This window comes from Ruegeria sp. ANG-S4 (genome assembly GCF_000814005.1).
Taxonomy (GTDB): domain Bacteria; phylum Pseudomonadota; class Alphaproteobacteria; order Rhodobacterales; family Rhodobacteraceae; genus Ruegeria.
Genome location: NZ_JWLK01000005.1, coordinates 442,130 through 464,477, shown reverse-complemented (window position 1 = coordinate 464,477; position 22,348 = coordinate 442,130). Strand labels below are relative to the sequence as shown.

General features: G+C 58.4%; 22 protein-coding genes. 10 read left to right on the top strand and 12 right to left on the bottom strand.

Annotation, left to right across the window (positions count from 1 at the left end):
- Nucleotides 1-92 precede the first annotated feature (92 nt).
- Entirely contained in the window at nucleotides 93-842 is a 750-nt protein-coding gene (gene tpiA / locus RA28_RS15160; RefSeq protein ID WP_039530431.1) for a triose-phosphate isomerase, read from the top strand.
- A gap of 6 nt (nucleotides 843-848) precedes the next feature.
- On the opposite strand, the gene RA28_RS15155 is transcribed toward tpiA, so the two are convergent.
- From RA28_RS15155 to RA28_RS15130, 6 genes are all read right to left on the bottom strand, one after another.
- A complete protein-coding gene (locus tag RA28_RS15155; RefSeq protein ID WP_039530428.1) occupies nucleotides 849-1,160 on the bottom strand; it encodes a DMT family transporter in 312 nt (103 codons plus the stop codon).
- Between the two features lie 158 nt (nucleotides 1,161-1,318).
- Nucleotides 1,319-2,695, bottom strand: coding sequence for a TRAP transporter large permease (locus tag RA28_RS15150; RefSeq protein ID WP_039530426.1), 1,377 nt, complete (start codon nucleotides 2,693-2,695; stop codon nucleotides 1,319-1,321).
- Complete coding sequence (locus RA28_RS15145) at nucleotides 2,695-3,372, bottom strand: TRAP transporter small permease (RefSeq protein WP_039530423.1); 678 nt, start codon at nucleotides 3,370-3,372, stop codon at nucleotides 2,695-2,697. Before RA28_RS15145 ends, RA28_RS15150 begins: the two co-directional genes overlap by 1 nt.
- 114 nt (nucleotides 3,373-3,486) lie before the next feature.
- Nucleotides 3,487-4,488 carry a DctP family TRAP transporter solute-binding subunit gene (locus RA28_RS15140; RefSeq protein WP_039531675.1) on the bottom strand — a complete coding sequence of 334 codons (1,002 nt, stop codon included), beginning with the start codon at nucleotides 4,486-4,488 and terminating at the stop codon, nucleotides 3,487-3,489.
- A gap of 351 nt (nucleotides 4,489-4,839) precedes the next feature.
- Nucleotides 4,840-6,069 (bottom strand): sigma-54-dependent transcriptional regulator, encoded by a 1,230-nt coding sequence (locus tag RA28_RS15135; RefSeq protein ID WP_039530420.1) that lies wholly within the window; start codon nucleotides 6,067-6,069, stop codon nucleotides 4,840-4,842.
- On the bottom strand, nucleotides 6,066-7,799 hold the full coding sequence (locus RA28_RS15130; RefSeq protein ID WP_039530418.1) for a sensor histidine kinase: 1,734 nt from the start codon (nucleotides 7,797-7,799) through the stop codon (nucleotides 6,066-6,068). The genes RA28_RS15135 and RA28_RS15130 overlap by 4 nt, the downstream gene beginning before the upstream one ends.
- Nucleotides 7,800-7,846: 47 nt before the next feature.
- On the opposite strand from RA28_RS15130, the gene RA28_RS15125 reads away from it, so the two are divergent.
- Entirely contained in the window at nucleotides 7,847-9,028 is a 1,182-nt protein-coding gene (locus tag RA28_RS15125) for a cytochrome P450 (RefSeq protein WP_039531672.1), read from the top strand.
- A gap of 14 nt (nucleotides 9,029-9,042) precedes the next feature.
- On the opposite strand, the gene RA28_RS15120 is transcribed toward RA28_RS15125, so the two are convergent.
- Complete coding sequence (locus RA28_RS15120) at nucleotides 9,043-9,522, bottom strand: Lrp/AsnC family transcriptional regulator (protein ID WP_039531670.1); 480 nt, start codon at nucleotides 9,520-9,522, stop codon at nucleotides 9,043-9,045.
- A 145-nt stretch (nucleotides 9,523-9,667) separates the two neighbouring features.
- On the opposite strand from RA28_RS15120, the gene cobA reads away from it, so the two are divergent.
- From cobA to infC, 7 genes are all read left to right on the top strand, one after another.
- The gene (gene cobA, locus RA28_RS15115) at nucleotides 9,668-10,444 is read left to right on the top strand and encodes a uroporphyrinogen-III C-methyltransferase (protein ID WP_039530416.1); all 777 of its coding nucleotides are present in this window, start codon (nucleotides 9,668-9,670) and stop codon (nucleotides 10,442-10,444) included.
- Complete coding sequence (locus RA28_RS15110; RefSeq protein ID WP_039530415.1) at nucleotides 10,444-10,758, top strand: DUF2849 domain-containing protein; 315 nt, start codon at nucleotides 10,444-10,446, stop codon at nucleotides 10,756-10,758. The genes cobA and RA28_RS15110 overlap by 1 nt, the downstream gene beginning before the upstream one ends.
- A 65-nt stretch (nucleotides 10,759-10,823) precedes the next feature.
- Nucleotides 10,824-12,488, top strand: coding sequence for a nitrite/sulfite reductase (locus RA28_RS15105; RefSeq protein WP_039530414.1), 1,665 nt, complete (start codon nucleotides 10,824-10,826; stop codon nucleotides 12,486-12,488).
- Nucleotides 12,478-13,239, top strand: coding sequence for a phosphoadenylyl-sulfate reductase (locus RA28_RS15100; RefSeq protein WP_052261474.1), 762 nt, complete (start codon nucleotides 12,478-12,480; stop codon nucleotides 13,237-13,239). The genes RA28_RS15105 and RA28_RS15100 overlap by 11 nt, the downstream gene beginning before the upstream one ends.
- The gene (locus tag RA28_RS15095; protein WP_039530413.1) at nucleotides 13,236-13,643 is read left to right on the top strand and encodes a DUF934 domain-containing protein; all 408 of its coding nucleotides are present in this window, start codon (nucleotides 13,236-13,238) and stop codon (nucleotides 13,641-13,643) included. The genes RA28_RS15100 and RA28_RS15095 overlap by 4 nt, the downstream gene beginning before the upstream one ends.
- A 107-nt stretch (nucleotides 13,644-13,750) precedes the next feature.
- Nucleotides 13,751-14,584, top strand: coding sequence for a ferredoxin--NADP reductase (locus RA28_RS15090; RefSeq protein ID WP_039530412.1), 834 nt, complete (start codon nucleotides 13,751-13,753; stop codon nucleotides 14,582-14,584).
- A gap of 117 nt (nucleotides 14,585-14,701) precedes the next feature.
- On the top strand, nucleotides 14,702-15,292 hold the full coding sequence (infC, locus tag RA28_RS15085; RefSeq protein ID WP_446737317.1) for a translation initiation factor IF-3: 591 nt from the start codon (nucleotides 14,702-14,704) through the stop codon (nucleotides 15,290-15,292).
- A 54-nt stretch (nucleotides 15,293-15,346) separates the two neighbouring features.
- Here infC and RA28_RS15080 read toward each other — a convergent pair whose 3' ends face one another.
- Together RA28_RS15080 and RA28_RS15075 are read right to left on the bottom strand one after the other, a co-directional pair.
- Complete coding sequence (locus RA28_RS15080; RefSeq protein WP_039530410.1) at nucleotides 15,347-16,663, bottom strand: aspartate aminotransferase family protein; 1,317 nt, start codon at nucleotides 16,661-16,663, stop codon at nucleotides 15,347-15,349.
- Nucleotides 16,660-17,454: a 3-keto-5-aminohexanoate cleavage protein gene (locus tag RA28_RS15075; RefSeq protein WP_052261473.1), complete on the bottom strand. Its 795-nt coding sequence runs from the start codon at nucleotides 17,452-17,454 to the stop codon at nucleotides 16,660-16,662. Before RA28_RS15075 ends, RA28_RS15080 begins: the two co-directional genes overlap by 4 nt.
- An 89-nt stretch (nucleotides 17,455-17,543) precedes the next feature.
- Here RA28_RS15075 and RA28_RS15070 point away from each other — a divergent pair, with 89 nt between their 5' ends.
- Nucleotides 17,544-18,449, top strand: a complete 906-nt coding sequence (locus tag RA28_RS15070; protein WP_039530409.1) for a MurR/RpiR family transcriptional regulator — start codon at nucleotides 17,544-17,546, stop codon at nucleotides 18,447-18,449.
- Nucleotides 18,450-18,482: 33 nt separating this feature from the next.
- Here the strand turns inward: RA28_RS15070 and RA28_RS15065 are convergent, their stop codons facing one another.
- The 3 genes from RA28_RS15065 to RA28_RS15055 all read right to left on the bottom strand — a co-directional run bounded on the left by RA28_RS15065 (nucleotide 18,483) and on the right by RA28_RS15055 (nucleotide 22,295).
- On the bottom strand, nucleotides 18,483-19,274 hold the full coding sequence (locus RA28_RS15065; RefSeq protein WP_039531663.1) for an FAD binding domain-containing protein: 792 nt from the start codon (nucleotides 19,272-19,274) through the stop codon (nucleotides 18,483-18,485).
- Between the two features lie 94 nt (nucleotides 19,275-19,368).
- The gene (locus tag RA28_RS15060) at nucleotides 19,369-21,729 is read right to left on the bottom strand and encodes a xanthine dehydrogenase family protein molybdopterin-binding subunit (RefSeq protein WP_039530408.1); all 2,361 of its coding nucleotides are present in this window, start codon (nucleotides 21,727-21,729) and stop codon (nucleotides 19,369-19,371) included.
- Between the two features lie 80 nt (nucleotides 21,730-21,809).
- Nucleotides 21,810-22,295, bottom strand: coding sequence for a (2Fe-2S)-binding protein (locus RA28_RS15055; RefSeq protein WP_039530407.1), 486 nt, complete (start codon nucleotides 22,293-22,295; stop codon nucleotides 21,810-21,812).
- Nucleotides 22,296-22,348: the final 53 nt, after the last annotated feature.

The following is a 22,348-nucleotide window of genomic DNA, read 5'->3' as shown; positions in this document are numbered from 1 at the left end:
AACCTGTCTCCGCCTTCGCAAGCAGAATTGTAAGCCGCACATTGGGGTGTTAACTGAGATACAGAACATCACGATATCAGAGAGAGGCGAAGATGCGGCGCAAACTGGCAGCGGGCAACTGGAAAATGAACGGAACCGGGGCCGCATTGGGCGAGTTGCAGGCCTTGTCTCAACTACATCCTTCGCCGCGTATTGATATCTTGTTATGCCCGCCTGCAACGTTACTGCACCGCGCGGGCCAAGCCTTGGAAAGTGCCGGGATTTCCGTCGGCGGTCAGGATTGCCACGCACAGGCATCTGGCGCGCATACCGGCGACATCAGCGCAGAGATGCTGAAAGACGCCGGGGCCGAATACGTGATCCTAGGCCATTCCGAGCGTCGCCAAGATCATGGAGAATCCGACGATGCCGTGCGGGCCAAGGCGCGCGCCGCAATGGACAATGGGTTAACGGCGATCATCTGTGTCGGCGAAAGTCTGGAACAACGCGAGGCCGCCAATACGCTGGACATCATCGGCGGGCAGCTGTCGGGCTCGATCCCGGACCAATCCACCGGCGAGAACCTTGTGGTCGCCTATGAACCGATCTGGGCAATCGGTACTGGCAAGGTTCCGACATTGGACCAGATCGGCGATGTGCACGACTTCATCCGCGCCCGACTGGAGCGCCGCTTTGGCGAAGGTGTCGGACGGTCGGTGCGCCTGCTGTATGGCGGGTCAGTCAAACCGTCGAATGCCGCCGAGATTTTCGGTGTGTCTAACGTGGATGGCGCGCTGGTCGGCGGCGCAAGCCTGAAGGCCGCCGACTTCTCGGGTATTATCACCGCGTTGGAGAGCGCCTGAATCTGGTCAGGCCAGCTTCATCACAACCAGACCGGTTACAATCAGGACCGCCGCAATAATCCGCATCGGCGTCAGAGCCTCGCCAAGGAACATGATCCCCACGGTGAACGCACCAACCGCGCCGATCCCGGTCCAGATCGTGTAGGCCGTGCCTAGGGGCAGATCACGCATCGCCAAAGCAAGCAGGCCGAAAGACCCGATCATGGAAACCCCCATGATCGCGGTTGGCCATAGCCGTGTGAAACCAGCGGTTTGTTTCATCGCGACCGCCCAGACGATTTCCAGAAGGCCAGCAAACAAGAGTAATATCCAGGGCATAAGAACACCTCACTTTCGATCCGGGTCGTCCCGAATGATCATCCATGATGGTGAGGTCGTCCTCGTCCCTTTAGGTAAGGGCTCAATTGCCGGATACAAGCCTTCAATGAAAAACCGGGCGGAACTCTCCGCCCGGTCCTGCTGCTCGATTTGCAAGCCTAGTTGGTTATTATTTCCGGCCCCATGAAAGTGTTGGGCAGGAAGGTCGATATCCACGGGATATAGGTCACCATGATCAGGAATACGAAAAGAACCGCCAAAAACGGAAGCGCAGCCTTTACCACGCCCATCATCGGCATACCGGCAACGCCCGAAGTCACGAACAGGTTCAGACCAACCGGCGGCGTGATCATCCCGATTTCCATGTTCACAACCATGATGATGCCCAGATGGATCGGGTCGATGCCCAGCTCGATCGCGATCGGGAAGACCAGCGGTGCAACGATGACCAGAAGCCCCGAGGGTTCCATGAACTGACCGCCAATCAACAGGATGACGTTGACGACAATCAAGAACGTCACCGGCCCCAGACCCGCCGACAGCATCGCGCTGGCGATGTGCTGCGGTACCTGTTCATCCGTCAGAACGTGTTTGAGGATCAGTGCGTTGGCGATCACGAACAACAATGTGACCGTCAGCTTGCCGGCCTCGAACAGCGTGTGCTTGGTATCTGGGTGGAAGAAGGCCGTAACCAGCGCATAGGGTTTCTTCATCAGCGGCAGGTTCTGTGTACCTTCTTCGGTGCTGAGCGGCCCCATGTCTTTGTAGACAAAGCTGGCGATGAAGAACGCGTAGACAGCGGCCACCGCGGCAGCCTCGGTCGGGGTGAAGATACCGCCATAGATGCCGCCCAGAATGATCACGATCAGGAACAGGCCCCAGCCCGCTTCGCGCGCTGACGTGAAGATTTCGCCCCAGCCCTTCCAATCTCCCTTGGGCAGGTCTTTGACCTTGGCCATGACGTAGATCGTGACCATCAGCATCAGACCCGCCATCAAACCGGGTATGACACCCGCAAGGAACATCCTGCCAACCGACACTTCCACAGCGGCGGCATAGACAACCATCACGATGGAGGGCGGGATCAGGATACCCAATGTGCCTGCGTTGCAGATCACGCCAGCGGCAAATTCCTTGGAATAGCCCACCTGCCGCATACCGGCGATCACGATGGAACCAATCGCCACCACAGTCGCCGGAGATGACCCGGACAGCGCCGCAAACAGCATACAGGCGAACACACCTGCAATCGCCAAGCCTCCGGGCAGATGCCCGACACAGGCGATCGAGAACCGGATGATCCGTCGCGCCACGCCGCCTGTTGTCATGAAGGACGACGCAAGGATGAAGAACGGGATCGCGAGCAGGGTAAAGTGCCCCTCAAACGCCTCGAACAGCGTGCCAGCAACCGAGGCCAGCGAACTGTCAGAATAGATCAGCAGGAAAAGGGTCGAGCTGAGGCCCAAAGCCACCGCAATCGGCACGCCGATCAGCAGCAGGCCGATGACCATCGAGAAAAGAAGAACGACGTCCATCAGTTATGCTCCCCCTGCTGCGCCCGAACTTCTTCGATCTCGTCTTCGACTTCGTGGCTGGCGACAAGGCGGTCGGTCTCGCCGCGCCAGATCTGCACGGCAACCTGCGAAAAGCGGATCACCAGCAGCAGCATCGACACCGGCAGCACGAGGTAAGGAATGACCTTCGGAATTTTCTCGTAGCCTTCGCCGTAATTGATCAGGTCTTCCAGGAACCGCAGCGGTGCGACCATCGGAATATCGTCGACCTCATAGAAGCTCTGGCTGCGCGCAGTTTCGTCAAAACCGGTTGGGAACCAGCGACCCGAGGTCGGCGGCAGGTCTGCAAACACGGCCCAATAGTCATAAGATCCCTTGAGCAAAAGCAGTGAAAACACCAGACAGCAGGCAACCGCGATCAGCGCCAGAATACGGCGCGGCGCAGGTGCCAGCATGTTCAGGATCGCATCCACACCCAGATGAGCATGCTTTTTGACCGCATAAGACGCACCCAGAAGCACCAGCCAGCCAAAGGTGAAAACCGTCAGTTCAAGCGCCCAAAGGATATTGGAGTTAAACACAAATCGCGCGATCACGTTGGCAAAGGTGACAACAGTCATCAGCCCCAACAGCAGCGCGATCATTGTCTCTTCGATATGGTCGACCAGCCCGCCAGAGCCGGGTTTCGCACCAGACATCTCTCTGTCCCCGCATTTTCTTGATGAGAGTAGTTGGGGCGGGCCAATCTACGGCCCGCCCGGCCTGCGCATCGATAACTCCCCAGTCCCCGGATGCGCGGCTTTGTTACCGGATCAGAACCCGGCGTTGATCGCCTGAGCGGCGTCAATCTTGTCCTGACCAACATCGTCAGCAAATTTGTCCCAGACGGGCTTCATCGCATCAACCCAGGCCTGACGCTGTTCGGGGTTCAGATCACGGATGATACCGCCTGCGTCTGTGATCGAGGCTTTGGCCGCTTCGTTCACGGCAAAGGCTTCCTTGTTCCGCTGTTCGGTCACTTCGGCCAGAATAGTCGTAAACTGATCGCGAACTTCAGGGTCCAGGCTGTCCAGCCAATCGACCGAGGTCACAACCAGATAGTCGATGATACCGTGGTTGGTCTCGGTGATACCGTCCTGCACTTCGAAGAATTTCTTGCCGTAGATATTCGACCAGGTGTTTTCCTGCCCGTCCACAACGCCCTGCTGCAACGCGCCATACACTTCCGAGAATGCCATTTTCTGCGGGCTGCCCCCGATAGCTTCCATCTGCGCAACCAGAACATCCGACGACTGAACGCGGAACTTCAGCCCATCCGCGTCGGTCGGATCAACCAAAGGCTTGTTCGCTGACATCTGCTTCATGCCATTGTGCCAGAACGCCAATCCCTGCAGTCCACGGCGCTGCATGCTGTCCTTCATTGCCTGTCCGGCGTCCGACGCCTGGAATGCATCCACGGCATCGATGTTCTTGAACATGAAGGGCAGGTCAAACAGGCGGAACTGTTTGGTGAATTTTTCGAACTTCGACAGCGACGGTGCGGCCAGCTGAACATCGCCCTGCAACATCGCCTCAAGAACCTTGTCGTCATTGTAGAGCGTCGAGTTCGGATAAACCTCCATGCACATCACGCCCTGCATTTCGTCGTTTACCCGCTGTTCCAGCAACGAGGCTGCAATGCCTTTGGGGTGCTTGTCGGTATTGGTCACATGCGCGAACTTGACGACGATTTCGCCATCTTCGCAGGCTGCGAACCCGGCGGTCGCGGTAACCGACAGGGCCAATGCGGTGGCAGCGGTGGTCAGGAATTTCATCTGTTTCATCCTCCCAGACTTCTCTGAAATCACTGTTGAACGCTCGGGTCGCCGAGCATTGCGCGCAGTGAAGCGAATCAGCCTGCTGGTCACAACGTTTTGTTTCGCCGCAGCCATAAGATGAATATTCTGTTATTTAACAAACCGTTATGATAATCGCGACAGCGGCGAAAATTCTCTCTGATGGCAATGTGCGAAAAACCGCACAGCGAAAAACCGCTATTGTGCGAAATTCCGCACACATCCGAATCACCAAGTCGAATCAATCGGATCGCGCACCGCGACATTCCCGTGTCCCAGACCCTTCGGGATTTTCACCCTCCGTTTCTGGCATGGCCGTCGAATACGGCCTTATCGGCGGTAATCCTCGGGTCTGATCTGATATCTGGCCAACTTGTCATAGAATGTTTTTCGCGGCAGCTTTAGCGCTTTGGCGGCATCTGATGCCTTGCCGTTGTGCCGCCCAAGCGCTGCAATCAGCAAGGAACGCTCAACGCGCGCCATTTGCTCACTAAGTCCCAGATCAGCGGCTTTGGCGGCATCTTCCGGCATGCCCAGAACAAAGCGCATCGCCGCCGACATCAAAGAGCGGGCGTTTCCGGGCCAATCCTGCGCCATCAACGCCGCCAAGTGTTCCGACGTGATCTCCGGCGCGTTGATCCCGGCCTGTTCGGCGGCTTGCGCAACATAGTGACGAAAAATGACCGGAATGTCCTCGGGTCGTTCCGCCAGTGACGGAATGCGAACCCGCATGACGTCCAGTCGATAGAACAGGTCGGCATTGAACTTTCCGTTTTCGGACAATTCCGTCAGATCAGCGGTCGAACCCGCGATGATGCGTGCGGGCGATCCCTGCTCGATCATGTCCAATGCCGCGAACTGCGTTGCGTCTGGCATCGCAGACACTTCGTCCAGAAACAATGATCCGCCTGCCGCATCTTCGCAGCTTTGCACCAAGTCCCCTGTTGTCAGGCCGGCGGCTGGCCGCTTTACGAATGGTCCCTGCCCATCTGATGACATCAGATGCACCACTTCAGCGACCTTGGAAATCCCGCTGCCCACTGGACCTGTCACCAACACCTCGGCCCGTGTCGGAGCAACAGAACGCACGCGGGCACGCAAGTCTTCCGCCTTTTGCGAAAGACCGAACAGTAAACGCGCTGCCGGGTCACCACGCTCCAGCTCCCGCTTCTGTCGACGCTCGTTCAGCACGTCGATCCGCGCAGCCAAAGCACGTCTGAGAACCGACAAAAGATCTTCGGCCGCGCAGGGTTTTTCCAGGAAATCAAAGGCACCCTGCCCCATTGCCTGCACCGCCATAGGAATGTCACCCTCGCCCGTCAGCAAAATGACCGGCAGGTCCGGGTCGACTTCGCGGGCAAAGTTCAGCAGATGAAACCCGTCGCGGCCCGGCATTCGGATATCCGATATTATGACACCATCGAAATCGCGCCGAATGTGATGCTTGGCGGCGACGAACGAACCCGCCGACACTGGGTTGTATTCGGCAAGCTCCAGCGTTTGCGCCAAAGCCTCACGCACGGCGGCGTCATCATCGACCAATAGAACTTTGCGGGTCATGCGGCCTGTTCCTTGGGACACGGATCCAGTTCAACGGTGAACTCAGCGCCATCGGGTGTGTTTGCGCCGCGAATGTCGCCGCCGAAGCTCTGCACCAGACCATAGGAAATCGACAGACCCAGCCCCATCCCTTCGGAGCTGCCAACAGTTTTGGTCGTATAAAAGGGCTCGAACACGCGATCAGGGTCTTCGATTCCGGGGCCCGTGTCACGGATTGAAACCTTGGGCCGACCGTGCTGCGACAATCTGATTGTCACTTTCGCGTCCGCCCCGTCTACCATCGCATCGGCCGCGTTGCTGATGAGATTTACAAAAACCTGAACCAGTCGAACTTCGCCGCCCCAGACCCAGACCGGAGCCTTTGGCGGCTCCCAATCCAGTGCAACATTTTCAGAACTCAGTCGGGTTTCGGTTAATTCAACAGCGGTATTCAGAACTTGAACCAGATCAACGCGACCCATTGGTTCGCTTTCGTTTCGCGCGAAGGCACGCAGGTTTTTTATGATCCGTGCCATACGCGCTGCCATATCTGAAATCCGGCCCAGATTTTCACCGGCCTTGCCTTCATTGCCACGCGCCAGAAAGGCCGAGCCATTGTCGGCGAATTGCCGGATCGCCATCAGCGGCTGGTTCAGTTCATGGCTGATCCCCGCTGACATTTTGCCCAATGCACTCAGCTTACCCGCCTGAACGAGATCGGCTTGGGCCTGTTTCAGCGCGGCTTCTGCCTCTTCCCGCTCGGCAATCTCGCGGCGCAGAGCGGTGTTCGCGGCAGTCAGCGCATGCGTGCGCTCTGCAACCCGGCTTTCCAACACCGTATTTGCCTGCGCCAAAGTACGCCGCCGCTCGGTCGCGAGAAAAAGCAACGCGCCGAATGCAAGGCAAATCGCGGCGACCGTCGCTGCCTGCAACCCGGCCAGTCGGCGGGCCGGGGCAACGTCCACCAGCACTTCGGCGGTCATATCGATGACGGGAAGGTCCAACATCAAATGCAGTGCATGGCTGGGCAAGTATCTCCCCCAGTTCAAATTCCACAACTCATGCGGACCAACAAGGTTGGACGCAAAGTCGACCTTTTCACCGCTGGGCGGCGTCAATCCTTGCTGACCTTCATCGCGTTGCCAAAACAGCAGATCGGACCGGTTCGAAATAAAGACGACCCCGTCCGCGTCCGTGAAAAACACGGCCTCGGTACTGCCGCGCCATGTTTGTTCGACGTCCTGAACATCGGCCACGACCATAAATGCCCCATCAACCTGTCCCGAAGGGCCAAACGAGGGGGCCGCATAGGAATAGGTCCGATCGTTGCTGTTTGACGAAACGCCATGTGCGCTGCCCATCGCCCCCTGCATGGCGCGCATGAAAGCCGGGTGGTCGGCCATGCTGGTCCGCGCGACGGGCTGTGCAGATGCAAGAACCTGACCGCCCTGATCCATGTACATCACATTCACCGCGGCTGTTTTGTCAGCCACATCCAGCAAAACGATTTCGGCCACGCGTCGCTGCGCCGGTGTCTGCAGATCGCGCAGGACCGGGTGGTTCGCCATCAGAACCGCCAATTCCTGATAGACCTGCATTTGCGTGCTCAATCGGTCAGCGGCCAGTTCCAAATCGGCCTCTGCCTTTTGGCTGAGTTGCGTCAAAGCCTGACGATAGCCATAGGTCCACACCGCAGCGGACAAAATTGCGACCGCGCACAGAAAACCTGAAATGACGAAAACCCGTTGCATGATCTAGGGTCTTGCATTCACCGCGCCTGATGGCAAGTGTGCGGCGCATGCAGACGCTGAAGCAATCCCCGACCGATCCCGCTTTTATCCAGAACCCATACCCGTTCTACGACCGGGCGCGGGCGCAGGGCGATCTGTTCTATTGGGACGATTACGGCATGGTTGCGGCGGTGTCTCATCGTGCCGTCAGCGCGCTGTTGCGGGACAGGCGGTTCGGGCGCGAGATCCCGCCTGAACTCGCAACAAATGGCCCGGCGCATTTGGCCCCCTGGCTGACGATCGAGGCACATTCGATGCTGGAGCTGGAGCCGCCCCGACACACGCGATTGCGCGCGTTGGTTCTCAGGGCGTTCACGTCGCGGGCGATATCAGCGATGGAACCCGATATCGCCCAACTGTGCGATGACCTGATCAATGATTTTCCCTCTGAACCATTCGACCTTCTGCAAGCCTATTGCACGCATGTTCCGGTGGTCACGATTTGCCGCCTACTTGGCGTGCCCGAGGGTATGGCGCCGGATCTGTTGCGCTGGTCACATGCCATGGTCGCCATGTATCAGGCCTCGCGCACGCGTCAGACCGAAGACATCGCGGCCCAAGCCGCCAAGGACTTCACCGAATTTTTGGCAGCTTATATCGAACAACGCCGGCATAACCCGCAGGATGACTTGATCACCCGCCTGATACAGGCCGAAGAGGACGGTGAGAAACTGAGCCGGAACGAGTTGATTTCGACATGTATTCTGCTGCTGAATGCTGGGCACGAGGCCACCGTGCATAGCCTTGGAAACGGCGTGAAAACGCTGCTCGCATTGGGTGCTCGCGGATCGGCATTCACCGAAAGCGCCATCGACAAAACGGTTGAAGAGATCCTGAGGTTCGATCCACCCCTGCATAAATTCACCCGCTATGCCTATGAAGAGGTTGATCTATTCGGCCATCATTTTGCCCGAGGGGATGAGGTTGCCCTCCTGCTGGGCGCGGCCAATCGGGATCCGGCAATCTGGAGAAACGCAAATACGTTTGATCCAACCCGCGAGATTGAGGCCAACACCAGCTTTGGTGCGGGTTTGCACTTTTGCGTCGGTGCACCGCTTGCACGGCTGGAACTGCGTATTGCACTGCCGATGCTGTTCGAAAAATGCCCCAACCTGCGGATTACGCAAAACCCTGAATATTCAGACACCTATCATTTTCATGGCCTGACCCGGTTGATGGTGACGGCCTGAGCTTCGGCGGCAAATCAACCGTCCACCAGGCTTTTGAGCGGCAGCATCGTTGTGGACTTTATCTCTTCCATTGACAGCAGTGCGGTCACGTTGTGGACCCGCACTTCAGAAATCAGTTTTTGGTAGAACGCATCATAAGCCCGTGCGTTTTTCACGCGGACCTTCAGAATATAATCGATGTCGCCAGCAAGCCGATGTGCCTCTTGCACTTCGGGGCGATCGCGCAGGGCCTTCAGGAACTTGCGCTGCCAGTCAGCTTCATGTTCCGACGTGCGGATCAAAACAAAGAACGTGGCCTCAAACCCCAACGCCTCGGCATCCAGCAGAACCGTTTGCTGACCTATGATACCCGCGCTTTTTAACTTTCGAATTCGATTCCAAACCGGTGTTTTGGAACTGCCGACCTGAGCCGCAATTTCGTCCAGGGATTGGCTGGCATCGCGTTGAAGCTCGGCCAGAATTTTCCGGTCTGTGGCGTCTATTCGCACCGACATTCCATTTTCCTTCTCGTTTCGAAACCAATGTTCCGGCTTTGCCAAAAACAGGAACATGCGTTCTTATTTGTCGCGCATTATGGCGCATTGGTGGGAATATTTCCTATATTGAACCTCAAGTCAAACCAACTTCGAGACCTGAAAAATGCAGCTTGGAAACACATCAGGTGACAAAGGACATGTCGACTTTGTCGGTGCAGGCCCCGGCGACCCGGACCTGCTGACCGTCAAGGCACTGCTGTCTTTCGAGCAGGCGGATGTCGTGCTGCATGACCGTTTGATCAGCCAAGCGGTTCTTGATCTGGCTGGAAAAAAGGCCGCTTTGATCGACGTTGGCAAAGCCGGTTTCGGGCCGTCGTGGCAGCAAGGCGACATAGACGCATTGCTGGTGGAATACGCCAGAAAAGGCCAACGCGTCGTGCGTCTGAAGTCGGGCGATCCCACGGTTTTCGGCCGCTTGGATGAAGAGATCGAAGCCGTCCAAGCCGCAGGCATCCCTTGGTCGATTGTCCCGGGCATCACTGCCGCCTCAGCCGCCGTTTCTGCAATCGGTCAAAGCCTGACACGACGCGGGCGCAACGCCTCGGTTCGGTTCCTGACCGGGCATGACATGAAAGGGTTTGCCAATCACGATTGGGCCACGCTGGCGCAACCGGGTTCGGTGGCGGCGATTTACATGGGTAAGAAATCCGCCCGTTTCATTCAGGGCCGGCTCATCATGCATGGCGCTGACCGCACGACACCTGTGACCGTTGTCGAAAATGCGTCACACCCGAACCAACGGGTTCTGGCAACCAATCTTGATAAATTGCCCACCGACCTTGCCGCGGCTGAGCTGAATGGCCCCGCACTGACATTTTATGGCCTTGCCCCGCGCGAAGCGGCCCGGGCCACAACCGAATTCAACAAGGAGCTCGCCTGATGCCCCGTGCTTTTACTCCCAAAGTGGTTACAGCCAACGACCTGCTGGAAGGCGATGTCATCTACCAGACCGAAGATGACCGCTGGTCGCGTGACCTGTCGGACGCGGAACTGATCACTGACGAGGCGCACGCCCAGGTGCGCCTGCTGGATGCCGCCCGTCAAGCCAACAAGATCGTTGGCGCCTATCTCGCCGATGCCGTGGCAGGTGAAAACGGCCCCGAGCCGACGCATTTCCGTGAGGATTTCCGCCGGACGGGCCCGTCCAACTATGCCCACGGCAAACAGGAAAACTCCCCGCAGCCCCGGGCCTGATCCCCGGCCCTCTCCCCCCTTTTAAAGGCCCCATGGTTCGGGGCTGCAATTAAGGACAGCTAGACATGTATCGCTACTCCGAGTTCGACACGGCATTCCTTGCAGAACGCAACAGACAATTCCGCGCACAGGTCGAGCGTCGTATCGACGGATCGCTCACCGAGGATGAATTCAAGCCCCTGCGCCTGATGAACGGCCTGTACTTGCAGTTGCATGCCTATATGCTGCGCGTCGCGATCCCTTATGGCACTCTGTCCAGCGCTCAGATGCGCCAACTGGCGATGCTGGCCGAGAAATGGGACAAGGGATATGGCCATTTCACCACCCGTCAGAACATCCAATACAACTGGCCGAAACTAAAAGACGTGCCAGATATGCTGGATGCGCTGGCCGAGGTTGGGATGCACGCCATTCAGACCTCGGGCAACACAATCCGCAACGTGACCGCCGATCATTTTGCCGGGGCCGCGGCGGACGAAGTGACCGACCCGCGCCCCTATGCCGAACTGCTGCGCCAGTGGTCGACCGACCACCCCGAATTCCAGTTCATGCCGCGCAAGTTCAAGATCGCCATCACCGGTTCGGAAAATGACCGCGCCGTGATCAAGGCGCATGATATCGGCATTCAACTGGTCGAGCGTGATGGCGTTCTGGGCGCCCGCGTTCTTGTGGGCGGCGGATTGGGCCGGACCCCGATGATCGGCAAAGAGATCACGGACTTCGTCGCCTTCGACGATCTGCTGGCCTATCTCGAGTCGATCGTCTCGGTCTGGAACCAGATCGGTCGGCGCGACAACAAATACAAAGCACGGATCAAGATCACCGTGCATGAAAACGGCATCGAAACCATCCGCGCCAAGGTGAACGAACGCTTCCTGCAGGTTCGCCCGCAGTTCAAAGGCGCGGATATGAACCTGCTGGAAGAAATCAAGGGCCACTTTGCTGCCCCCGCCTTCCGCGAAGGTTCGGTTGCGTCGTTCGAAAGCGCCTATACCACCGATCCGGTCTTCCGCTCGTGGGTCGACACCAATATTGCGCCGCACAAGAACGCGGACCACGCCATCGTCACGATCTCGATCAAAAAACATGGGGCGACACCCGGTGATGCGACCGCAGAACAGATGCGCGTGATGGCCGATCTGGCCGAAGAGTTTGCCTATGACGAACTGCGCATCAGCCACGAGCAGAACGTGATCCTGCCGCATGTCCACAAGTCGGACCTGCCCGCGATCCACGCGCGGCTGAAAGAGTACGAGCTGGCCACCGCCAATATCGGCCTGATCAGTGACATCATCGCCTGCCCCGGCATGGATTACTGCGCGCTCGCCACCGCCCGTTCGATCCCGGTGGCGCAACAGATCGCAACTCGCTTTGACGAGTTGAAGCTGGAGCATGATATCGGCCACCTGAAGATCAAAATCTCAGGCTGCATCAACGCCTGTGGTCACCACCACGTCGGTCATATCGGCATTCTTGGTCTGGATCGCGCGGGCGTCGAGAATTACCAGATCACTCTGGGTGGGGATGGCACCGAAACCGCTGCTATCGGCGACCGTACCGGTCCGGGCTTTGCCTATGACGAGATCGTTCCGGCCGTAGAGCGGATCGTTGACACCTATCTCGATCAGCGCGACAGCGACGAGGAGACGTTTATTGAAACCTATCGCCGCGTAGGCATGGCGCCGTTCAAGGCGGCGCTTTACCCCGAGGCGCAGGCCAATGCCGCTTGACCTGATCCAAACCGAACTGGGCAAGGATCGCGCCGAACTGACCGAGCAGGTCGAGGCGCTTAATGCCAGGTTCCGGCATCATAGCGCCCATGACGTCATGCATGGCGCGCTGGATGAGATCAATCAACTTGCCTTGGTCTCAAGCTTTGGCGCTGAATCCGTGGTTTTGCTGCATATGGCGGCCGTGGTGAACAAGGCGACGCCGGTCCTGTTCGTCGATACGATGATGCTGTTCACCGAAACGCTGGAATACCAGCAAGAGGTCAGCGAAAGGTTGGGGTTGAGCAATGTCCAGGTCATCCGTGCCGAGGCGGAAGAGATTGAGCGCGACGACCCTTACGGCGCGCTTCGCCTGCGGGACACGGATGCGTGCTGCAACCTGCGCAAGACCTTCCCGCTGCAAAAAGCGCTTGCGGGATATGACGGCTGGATCACCGGGCGCAAACGGTTCCAGTCGGGCACACGCGCTGCGCTGGAGTTTTTCGAAGTCGAAGACGGCACAGGCCGGATCAAGGTCAATCCGCTGGCGCATTGGGCGCCCGAGGACGTGCGCACCTACATGACCGAAAACAACCTGCCCCGGCACCCGCTGGTGGCCAAAGGATACCCTTCGATTGGCTGTGCACCCTGCACCTCGCCAGTCAAAGAAGGTGAAGACCCCCGCGCCGGACGCTGGCGCGATCAGAACAAGGAAGAGTGCGGCATCCACTTTGTCGATGGCAAAATGGTCCGCGCCGGAGAGAGAACATGAACGTAATCGTAACGGATGCAGGGTTCAGCCCCGATGACTGGACCGATGGGTTTGTCACGTTGGAAGACGCGGCAAATGACGTTGTCGCCCTGGATGTGGCGTCGGATACGGACCCGGATGAATTGATTGATCGTCTGGGCAGCGCCCAGATGGTGCGTGTGGACTTTCCGTCCTCGGCGGATGGGCGCGGTTTCACCATTGCGCGGGTGCTGCGGCTGAAGGGGTATTCCGGCCGCCTGCGCGCCAAAGGTCATGTGCTGGCCGATCAATACGCCATGGCCCGCCGCAGCGGGTTTGACGAGGTGGAAATCGACGAAGCCTTGGCGGATCGACAGCCCGAGGATCAGTGGCTCGTCCGGGCTGATTGGGAAAACCACGACTATCAGACTCGCCTGCGCGGCTGAGCCCGACAATCGCCTGTTTGCAACACGACGGGGCAATCTGCCCCTTTTCCTGACCTGGATCAAAGATTAAACGGAGATGTCGGTTTAGCTGACCGGCAGTGAAAACGATGACAGAGATGAAGCCCGTGACCGAAGCAACCGCCGTTAAGGCCCCCGTCCTGCCTGACGCCCAGACTGTAACGGACGTCAAGCATTGGACAGATAGCCTGTTTTCTTTCAAGGTATCGCGCCCTGCCTCGCTGCGGTTCCGCTCGGGCGAGTTCGTGATGATCGGTCTGCTGGGCGACAACGGCAAACCGCTGCTGCGCGCTTATTCCATCGCTTCGCCTTCGTGGGACGAAGAGCTGGAGTTTTATTCGATCAAGGTCCAGAACGGCCCACTGACCTCGAAACTTCAGCACATCCAGCCCGGCGATCAGATCATCCTGCGCCCAAAACCTGTCGGAACGCTGGTCCACGACGCCTTGCTGCCCGGCAAGCGCCTTTGGTTCTTCGCGACCGGAACGGGCTTTGCACCCTTCGCCTCGCTGCTGCGTGAACCGCAGACCTACGAGGATTATGACGAGGTCATCATCACTCATACCTGCCGCGAAGTGGCGGAGCTTGAATATGGCCGCCAGCTGATCGAGAGCATCCGCCAGGACGAGTTGCTGGCGGAACTGATTGGCGAAGGCTTTGCCGACAAGATCAGGTACTACCCAACCACGACCCGTGAAGAGAGCCCCAAGATGGGCCGCATCACCGATCTGCTGAAAGACGGCACAGTATTCAACGACCTTGGCATCGCTGACGGCATCACACCGGAAACGGACCGAGCCATGGTCTGCGGCTCGCTCGCCTTCAACCACGAAATCAAAGAGATTCTGGAAGAGTTCGGCCTGCGCGAAGGCGCCAACTCGGAACCGAAGGAATTCGTGGTCGAAAAGGCGTTTGTCGGCTGACAGTTATCTCCGGCCGCGCTCAAACGGGCGCGGTTCGGCCAAAACCCCTGACAAAAGCCGGAAAATTCGGGTGGTCTGACCGTTATGCCGCTTGAATCGGCGCGCGGGGCGGTCTAAATTCCGGGCTCGAATTTCTGCAATCATCAAAGGAATGAACCCATAGCCCGCAGACCACATAACGCGCCCCCGCAGAGAGATACCGGACCGCGCGTCAATGATAAAATCCGTGCCCCCGAAATCCGCCTGATTGGCGCAGACGGCGACAATGTCGGGGTGGTTCATCCCGCCAAAGCCATGCAACTTGCCGCTGACGCTGGCCTCGATCTGGTTGAGATTTCACCGAATGCGAACCCGCCGGTTTGCAAGATCATGGATTTTGGCAAGTTCAAGTATGAGCAGCAGAAACGCGAAAGCGAAGCCCGCAAGAAGCAGAAAGTCATCGAGGTGAAAGAGGTCAAATTCCGACCCAACACCGACACCCATGACTATGACGTCAAGATGAAGAACGTCGTGAAATTTCTGGAAAAGGGCGACAAGGTCAAAGTCACCCTGCGCTTCCGGGGCCGCGAGATGGCGCACCAGAACCTGGGTCGTGAATTGCTGGAACGCGTCGCCGAAGACATCAAGGAAATTGGCAAGGTCGAGAACATGCCGAAGATGGAAGGCCGTCAGATGATCATGATGATCGGCCCGCTTCCGCAGAAGTAAGGCGATCCGAAACCGTTTGCGAGGGCTCCGCCATTAGGCAGGAGCCCTTTTTCGTCAAATCACCGCATCTATTGCCCGGTTCAGCTTGGTCACAAGCTCTTGGATTTCGGTGTCTTCGATGATGAAGGGGGGAGCCAACAGAATATGGTCTCCGTTTTTACCATCGCGTGTACCGGACATTGGGTAACAGATCAGGCCTTCTGCCAGTGCCGCTTTTTTTATCCGACCCGCAACACCTCGGGCAGGGTCAAAGGGCGTCTTGGAGTCCCGGTCCGCAACCAGCTCAATGCCTCGGAACAGTCCCCTGCCCCGAATATCCCCGATGTTAGGATGCTGTCCAAAAGCAGCCTCAAGCGCAGATTGCAACCGTTCGCCCATCGCAGCAGCGCGTGACGGAAGGCCTTTTTCCGTCAATTCGGTCACGACGGCCAAGGCCGCTGCTGTGGCAACCGGATGGCCGATATAAGTGTGCCCGTGTTGAAAGAAGCCCGATCCATTACGGATCGCATCATAGATCGCACCGGTGCAAAGCATGGCGCCTATGGGCTGGTATCCTGCACCCAACCCTTTGGCGATACACAGAATATCGGGCGCTACGCCCTCGCCCGTGCACGCAAAAAGATGCCCGGTGCGCCCCATACCGCACATCACCTCGTCAAGGATCAACAGCACGCCATATTGATCGCAGATCTCGCGGATGCGCTTGAAATAGCCTTCGACGGCGGGAACAGCCCCCAATGTCGCGCCGACAACAGGCTCGGCCATAAAGGCCATGACGGTCTCGGGACCCAGACGCAGGATTTCGCTCTCGAGCTCGTTGGCCACGCGCTGACCATACTCAAAGCTGCTCTCCCCCTCGGGCTTTTCGGCATACTCGTAGCATGCCGCAATGTGCGTCATGTCCACCAGCATCGGAGCAAATTGCGCCCGTCGCCACGCGTTCCCGCCAGCGGACAACGCGCCCAGCGTATTCCCGTGATAACTCTGACGTCGCGCAATCACGTGCCGCCGGTCGGGCTGTCCAATCTCAAGATAGTATTGCCGGGCCAGTTTGATCGCCGCTTCGGTTGCCTCGGACCCGCCCGAGACAAAATAGACCCGATCCAGTTCTCCGGGCGCATGTTCGATCAACAAGTCGGCCAGCGCCTCAGCCGGTTCAGACGTCATAAAGCCGGTATGTGCAAAAGCGATTTGTGCAACCTGCGCTTGCACGGCCTTGATCACCGCCTCGTTCGAATGTCCCAGGCACGAGACCGCGGCATCACCGCAATCCAGATATCGCCGACCCTGAGCGTCGATCAGATAGCACCCATCGCCGCCCGCAGCGATCGGCAATTCAGACTTGGTATGTCGCGGGAAAACATGACTCATTCCGGCTTCCTTCCGATCCGGGCCACCAAGGCCGCAACCGATGCAGCATTGTCCGACCAATTTTGCCCGTCTGGGCCAATCAAGCTGTTTTCAAATCCAACCCGGACATCCGCTCCGCGTCGGGCGGCCTCGTGCAAACAGACATGTTCCTGTGATCCGAACGCGCAAACCATCCATGGCGATACATCCATGGGAAAGCGATCCAGATCCGACGGCGACGATTGCTGATTGTCCCTATAGCGCCCCAGTACCAACAGCCGCTCGTTTTGCGAGGGGGCAACAATCCCCTCGTCGCGCCAATGTGCCAGCAAAGCGGCATCGTCAGCGTCATACAGAATATGTTGAACCCGCGTCCCCTGATCCTCGCACAAGGCATAAACGCGCGGCGCAAGCTCCGGTTGGCGCGCGATTTCGCGAACGGAAATCGAGGCCCAATTGGGCGTCACATCCCTCAGGCACTGAATTTGAGCATCGACATCAAACACACCTGCCGCCTCGGTCGTAATCTGCACCACCATCCTCGGCACAACGCGCTGCAACTCAGCCAGTGTTTCCAGATACCGCCCGGCGTCCAGCGAGTGTTTCCCCCGGTTGTCGCGCACGTGCAAGTGAAGCCCATGCGCACCAGCGTGATGACAATCTTGGGCAGTTGCCACGATCTGTTCCACCGTGACCGGCACCTCCGAATGATCCGCAGGCCCACGTCTTGCGCCATTTGGTGCAACCAAAACAAACGGCGGCACAGCGTCATCGCCAAGGCCATTGTCAAAGGTATCGTCGCGTTCGGTCATACGTTCGTCTTTCGGCAGTTGAACTCCATCTACAGTGCACAATGGCGTTTTCAACTTGCCATTTTCATAACATATGTTTTTTTGCTTGAATGACCCAACGCCTAAACCAATTGACTGACCGCCTACGCCGCGAGATTGATGACCTGCCCGCGCAGCTACAGGCCGCCGCAAAGTACATCATTGATCATCCCGGGGATTTCGGGCTTGACCCAATACGCGTGACGGCTGCGAAGATCGGCGTCAGCTCGAATGTTCTCGTACGTCTCGCGCACCGCATGGCGTTTGAGGGATTTGATGCCTTTCGCCTGCCCTTTCGCGACGCGCTGGTCACCGACAGCGAAGACCGCTTGGGCCAGGATTGGCTTCTCGCCATGCGCCAGAAAGATGCGTTCAGTGCGGCCCAGGCGGATTTTGCGCGAAACGAAGTGAACGTGGTGACGCGATCGCTGCGTGTGCTGGAGCCAGCGAAGGTCAGACAAGCAACGAACCTTATTCTAGGTTCGAACACTTGTTTTGTCGCCGCCTCGCGCGCAAGCTTCGCCCTAGCCTACTACTTTCACTACGCGGGCCGGATGGCCCACCCGGGCCTGCAACTTGTTCCGCGTCATGTGGGATCCGCGATCGATGATTTGCATGATGCCGACGACGGCGATTGTCTGTTTGCAATCACCGTTCAGCCGTATTCTGCCGATATCATCCAGGCGATGCGATTTGTGCAGAACAAGGGCCTCAAGACTGTGCTGCTGTCCGACAGCGACCTGATCGCGCCCGGCCTTTCACCTGACGTTGTCCTTCCGGTCAGCACGCGAACGCTTCACCACTTTTCAAGCTTCACCGGCGCAATGGCCGTACTGGAGTGTCTGCTGGGCCATCTGACAAATGCGGGTGGCGAAAAAGCGCGTCAACGCGCCGAAAGGCACCTGAAAGCTCGTGAGGATACCGGCGCCTACTGGCAACCGTCCAAGCCACCCAGAATCAGAAAAAGTCCCGACTGACCGCCGGGGCTTTTTTACTTTCCGCACCCAAAGTCAGCTACAAGCAGCAACAGCCCGCTTTGTCATGACACTGACAAGATGCGCGCGATAATCCTTGCTGCCATGCAGATCCGCGATCATGTTCATCGGGTTCACATGCAAGCCCATCAACGCATCAGGGCTGAACGAGGTATTCAAGGCCTGTTCCGCCTCCGACCATCGAAAAACGCCATCTTCGCTGGCTCCGGTAACGGCCACCCGCACGCCATCCGCAAAGCGCGCCAGAAAGACACCAACCAACGCAAATCGCGAGGCCGGTTGCAGGAACTTCTGATAGCTGGCGGCCTGCGGCACCGGAAAGCGGACGCTTGTGATGATCTCGCCGTCATCAAGGGCCGTGCTGAACATGCCCTCAAAGAAATCGTCAGCAGCGATCTCTCGTGTATTTGTCCGGATCGTTGCACCGGATCCCAGCACGCCCGCCGGATAGCAAGCCGCCGGATCATTGTTGGCAACCGATCCGCCTATCGTTCCACGGTTGCGAACTGCGGGGTCACCAATCTGACCCGCCAACGCCGCAAGCGCGGGGTACGTATTCGCGGCCTCGGATGCGACGGTCGCATGCGTGGTTGCGCCACCAACTGAAACCGATCCGTCATCCTCGACACATACGCCTTGCATCTCGCTTATGCCGCTCAGGGAAACAAGCGCCGAGGGCGACGCCAATCGCTGCTTCAATGTCGGGATCAGCGTCTGCCCGCCGCCCAGCGCCTGCGCATCCTCGGCCGCCAGCGCAGCAACTGCATCCGCAATGGTCGAGGGCTTCTCAAACTCGAAACTGTACATTTCGTCTTCCTTTCCGAAAGGCACTCTCTGGCCCTTCATCTTTTTGGAAATACTCCGGGGAGCGCGAGGGGCTGGCCCCTCGCACGCCAACCTCTCAACCGTTCATTGCGGCCCAAACACGCGACGGGCTCACCGGCATGTCGATGTGATCGACCGCCTTGCCGCCCGAGTTCAGCGCGTCCAGAACCGCATTGACCACTGCCGGTGGAGAGCCAATCGCACCTGCCTCACCGCAGCCCTTCACACCCAGCGGGTTGTGCGTGCACGGCGTCTGGCTGGAATGATCAACGCCGTAAAACGGCACGTCATCCGCGCGTGGCATGGCATAATCCATGTACGAGGCGCTCAGCAGTTGGCCGTTCTCGTCATAGGCACAGTTTTCCAACAGCGCCTGACCGATACCCTGACCGATCCCGCCATGCACCTGACCATCGACGATCATCGGGTTGATGATATTGCCAAAGTCATCTGCGGCCGTGAATTTTTCCACGGAAACCTGACCCGTCTCGGGATCAACTTCCACCTCGCAGGCATAGGCCCCCGCCGGGAAGGTGAAGTTGGCCGGGTCGTAGAACGCGGTTTCTTCCAGCCCCGGCTCCACCTCCAACGGGTAGTTGTGAGGCACATACGCGGTCAGGGTCACATCGCCCCAAGCAACCGATTTGTCGGTGCCCGCCACACTGAACTGACCGTCCTTCAGTTCGATATCGGCCTCGGACGCCTCCAGCAGATGTGCTGCGATCCGCTTGGCTTTCTCGATCACCTTCTCGGTCGCCTTGACCATGGCCGAACCACAGACCGCCAGCGAGCGCGATCCATAAGTCCCCATGCCAAACGGGATCTTCGAGGTATCGCCATGCACGATCTCGACCATCGACTCGTCGATACCGATCATGTCGGCGACGACCTGCGGGAATGCAGTCTCATGCCCCTGCCCGTGGCTGTGTGCGCCAACCATGACGCTGATCGAGCCGGTGGCGTTCACCCGCACGGTTGCGGCATCATAAAGACCCGCGCGCGCGCCCAGCATGCCGACGATGTTCGAAGGCGCAATCCCGCAGGCCTCGATATAGCAGTTGATGCCCAGACCACGCAGTTTGCCGTTGGCCTCGCTTTGCGCACGGCGCGCGGCAAAGCCCGCAAGATCGGCAGCGGCCTCAAGCTTGTCCATCGTCCCGTTGTAATCCCCGGTGTCGTAGGTCAGCGCGACCGGTGTGTCATAGGGGAACTGGGTGACAAAGTTCTGACGGCGCAGGGCAATTGGATCGACCCCCAACTCGCGCGCAGCCTTGTCCACCACACGCTCCAGCTGGAACGTCGCCTCGGGGCGACCCGCGCCGCGATAGGCATCCACTGGCACCGTGTTGGTAAACATCGCCTTCACGTTCACCTGAATCACGGGCGTCTTGTAGTTGCCCGCCATCAGCGTGCCATGCAGCCATGTCGGAACCGAACTGGAGAAGGTCGACAAGTACGCGCCCAGATTTGCATAAGTGTTGGTGCGCAGACCAACGAAGTTATTCTCCGCATCCAACGCGAGTTCGATTTTGCTGACATGGTCACGACCATGGGCGTCCGACATGAACGCCTCTGTCCGGCTCGACGTCCACTTGACCGGGCGGTTGCAGGCCTTGGCGGCAAAGGTGCAGAAGGCCTCTTCTGCATAATGGAAGATCTTGGTGCCAAAGCCACCACCCACATCCGGGGCCACCACACGCACCTTGTGCTCGGGCAGGCCCAGAACAAAGGCGCACATCAGCAGACGGATCACATGCGGGTTCTGCGACGTCGTATAGAGCGTGTACTCATCCGTGCCGCGCTTGTACTCACCCACTGCGACACGCGGTTCCATCGGATTGGCGACCAGACGGTTGTTCACCAGATCCAGCGTCGTCACATGGGCCGCATTCGCGAAGACCTCATCAACTTTGGCATCATCCGTCTCGCCCAGCTGCCAGTCATAGCAGATGTTATTCTTCAGATCGTCATGGACCAGCGTCGAACCGTCCTGCGCGGCGGCCTTCATGTCGATCACGGCGGTCAGCTCTTCGATGTCCACGTCAATCGCCTCAGCCGCGTCACGCGCCTGTTCCAGACTGTCTGCCACAACGGCGGCAATGGGATCACCCACATGGCGCACCTTGCCCTGCGCCAGAATGGGGTGCGGCGGCTCTTGCATCGGCGCGCCGTGCTTGTCGGTGACCTCCCAGCCGCAGGGCATCCCCCCCACACCTTCGAAATCCTTGCCGGTGAACACTTTGACTACGCCCGGCATACCCTCGGCCGCTGACGTGTCTACTGATTTGAGCCGGCCATGCGCGATATCGGATCGCAGAAAAAACACATAGGCCTGGCCATGTACGTTGATGTCGTCGGTGTAGTTGCCCGCTCCGGTCAGAAAGCGCACGTCCTCGCGCCGCTTGGAACTGGCTCCGATGCCACTGTCTTTGGGCATTGCTTGTTCTCCTCCCATAAACGGATGCTTGTGCACCCTATGTCATCCCACGGGCGTCTCCTCCTACGCCCGCAGCGGCATTACTCGGCAGCGATGCTGCCTGCGTCCTGACCCGAAGCGGCCATGATCGCCTTCACGATATTGTGGTAGCCCGTGCAGCGGCACAGGTTGCCTTCCAGATACTTGCGGATCTCTGCTTCGGTCGGGCGCGGATTCTCTTTCAGCAACGCGGCGGCGCTCATCACCATGCCCGGAGTGCAAAAGCCGCACTGAAGCCCGTGATGATCCTGAAACGCCTGCTGGATGACATTCAACGAACCATCCGCATTCGATTGACCCTCAATCGTGCCGACGTCCGTACCATCAGCTTCCAGCGCCAGCATGTTGCAGGATTTAACCGCCTCGCCATTGACATGCACGACGCATGCCCCGCATTGCGCCGTGTCACACCCGACATGCGTGCCGGTTAGTGACAGGTGATCGCGCAGAAAGCTGGACAACAGGGTCCGGCCCTCCACATCGCCGCTCACGGATTTTCCATTCACGGTCATTGAGACCTGTGTCATGAGTTCCTCCCAATTTTATGTTTCTCCCTTGTGTTCGAGTTAAACACGGGAAT